Source organism: Reyranella sp., assembly GCF_052439685.1.
Taxonomy (GTDB): Bacteria; Pseudomonadota; Alphaproteobacteria; order Reyranellales; family Reyranellaceae; genus Reyranella.
This window is the reverse complement of record NZ_JBQVQG010000004.1, coordinates 1-2,500: the sequence shown is the minus strand read 5'-3', so window position 1 is coordinate 2,500 and position 2,500 is coordinate 1. Positions and strand designations below refer to the sequence as shown.

The 2,500-nt window shown below is 55.8% G+C and carries 2 rRNA genes (1 of these 2 cut by a window edge); both read left to right on the top strand.

From position 1 onward, the window contains the following. Positions 1 to 2,271 (top strand): 23S ribosomal RNA (locus ACT6UX_RS06985) (it extends 459 nt beyond the left edge of the window). A 79-nt stretch (positions 2,272 to 2,350) separates the two neighbouring features. After that, a 5S ribosomal RNA gene (gene rrf, locus ACT6UX_RS06980) occupies positions 2,351 to 2,465 on the top strand. Positions 2,466 to 2,500: the final 35 nt, after the last annotated feature.

Here is a 2,500-nt window from a genome sequence, read left to right as displayed (position 1 = left end):
TGAAAAGCACCCCGACAAGGGGAGTGAAATAGACCTGAAACCGAACGCCTACAAACAGTCGGAGGCCGCAAGGCTAACGGCGTACCTTTTGTATAATGGGTCAGCGACTTACTCTGTGCAGCAAGCTTAAGCCGATAGGTGTAGGCGCAGCGAAAGCGAGTCTGAATAGGGCGCTTAGTTGCACGGAGTAGACCCGAAACCGGGTGATCTAGTCATGGGCAGGTTGAAGGTGCGGTAACACGCACTGGAGGACCGAACCGGTTACCGTTGCAAAGGTATCGGATGACCTGTGATTAGGGGTGAAAGGCCAACCAAACTCGGAAATAGCTGGTTCTCCGCGAAAACTATTTAGGTAGTGCGTCGTGTGATTACCGTCGGGGGTAGAGCACTGGATGGGCTAGGGGGATCCAAAGTCTTACCAAACCTAACCAAACTCCGAATACCGGCGAGTACAGCGCGGCAGACAGACGGCGGGTGCTAAGGTCCGTCGTCGAGAGGGAAACAGCCCAGACCGCCAGCTAAGGTCCCTAAGTCATGGCTAAGTGGGAAAGGATGTGGGAAGGCCAAAACAACCAGGAGGTTGGCTTAGAAGCAGCCATCCTTTAAAGAAAGCGTAATAGCTCACTGGTCTAAATAAGCAATCCTGCGCCGAAGATGTACCGGGGCTCAAGCCATGCACCGAAGCTGCGGACTCGAAAGAGTGGTAGCGGAGCGTTCCGTAAGCCTGCGAAGGGAGACCCGTGAGGGCTCCTGGAGGTATCGGAAGTGAGAATGCTGACATAAGTAGCGATAAAAAGCGTGAGAGACGCTTTCGCCGTAAGTCCAAGGGTTCCTGCGCAAGGTCAATCCGCGCAGGGTTAGCCGGCCCCTAAGTCGAGGGCGACAGCCGTAGACGATGGGAACCACGTCAATATTCGTGGGCCTGCTGGTGGTGACGGATCCGAAAAGTGGCCCGAGCTCGTTGGCGAATGCTCGGGCGGCCCAAGGGTTCCAGGAAATAGCCCCAGCGTATAGACCGTACCCTAAACCGACACAGGTGGACTGGTAGAGTATACCAAGGCGCTTGAGGGAACCATGTTGAAGGAACTAGGCAATTTACCCCCGTAACTTCGGGATAAGGGGGCCTCTGACGGTCTCGTCAGAGGGGCACAGACTAGGGGGTGGCGACTGTTTACCAAAAACACAGGGCTCTGCTAAGCCGTGAGGCGAAGTATAGGGTCTGACGCCTGCCCGGTGCCGGAAGGTTAAGAGGAGAGGTGCAAGCCTTGAATTGAAGCCCCGGTAAACGGCGGCCGTAACTATAACGGTCCTAAGGTAGCGAAATTCCTTGTCGGGTAAGTTCCGACCTGCACGAATGGCGTAACGACTTCCCCGCTGTCTCCAACATGGGCTCGGCGAAATTGAATTCCCCGTGAAGATGCGGGGTACCCGCAGTTAGACGGAAAGACCCCGTGCACCTTTACTACAACTTTGCAGTGGCATTAGAGAATGGATGTGTAGGATAGGCGGGAGCCTTTGAAACCTGGGCGCTAGCTCGGGTGGAGGCAACCTTGAAATACCGCCCTTTTGTTCTTTGATGTCTAACCGCGGTCTGTCATCCAGATCCGGGACCCTGCATGGTGGGTAGTTTGACTGGGGCGGTCGCCTCCCAAAGAGTAACGGAGGCGCGCGATGGTGGGCTCAGGCCGGTCGGAAATCGGCTGCTGAGTGCAATGGCACAAGCCCGCCTGACTGCGAGACTGACAAGTCGAGCAGGGACGAAAGTCGGCCATAGTGATCCGGTGGTTCCGCGTGAGTGGGCCATCGCTCAACGGATAAAAGGTACGCCGGGGATAACAGGCTGATACCACCCAAGCGTCCACAGCGACGGTGGTGTTTGGCACCTCGATGTCGACTCATCACATCCTGGGGCTGGAGCAGGTCCCAAGGGTTCGGCTGTTCGCCGATTAAAGTGGTACGTGAGTTGGGTTCAAAACGTCGTGAGACAGTTTGGTCCCTATCTGCTGTGGGTGTTCGAGACTTGAGAGGAGCCGTCCTTAGTACGAGAGGACCGGGATGGACTTACCTCTGGTGTACCGGTTATGGCGCCAGCCGTAGCGCCGGGTAGCTATGTAGTGAAGGGATAAACGCTGAAAGCATCTAAGCGTGAAACCCGCCTCAAAACTAGGTCTCGCTGAGAGCCGTGGTAGACCACCACGTTGATAGGCCGCATGTGCAAGTGCAGTGATGCATTCAGCTTAGCGGTACTAATAGCTCGATCGGCTTGATTTTCATTCGTTCCGTGCAGCGGTCGACACCCGCTGCCGGCCTTGTGCACAGACTTTGACCTCATTCCTTTGCGTTCGGACGATCCGGTGGCTCTAGCGAGAGGTGTACACCCGATCCCATTCCGAACTCGGACGTGAAAACTCTCAGCGCCAATGGTACTGTGTCTCAAGGCACGGGAGAGTAGGTCGCTGCCGGATCTTCCGAACGCTAAGGTACACATTCCGACAAAACG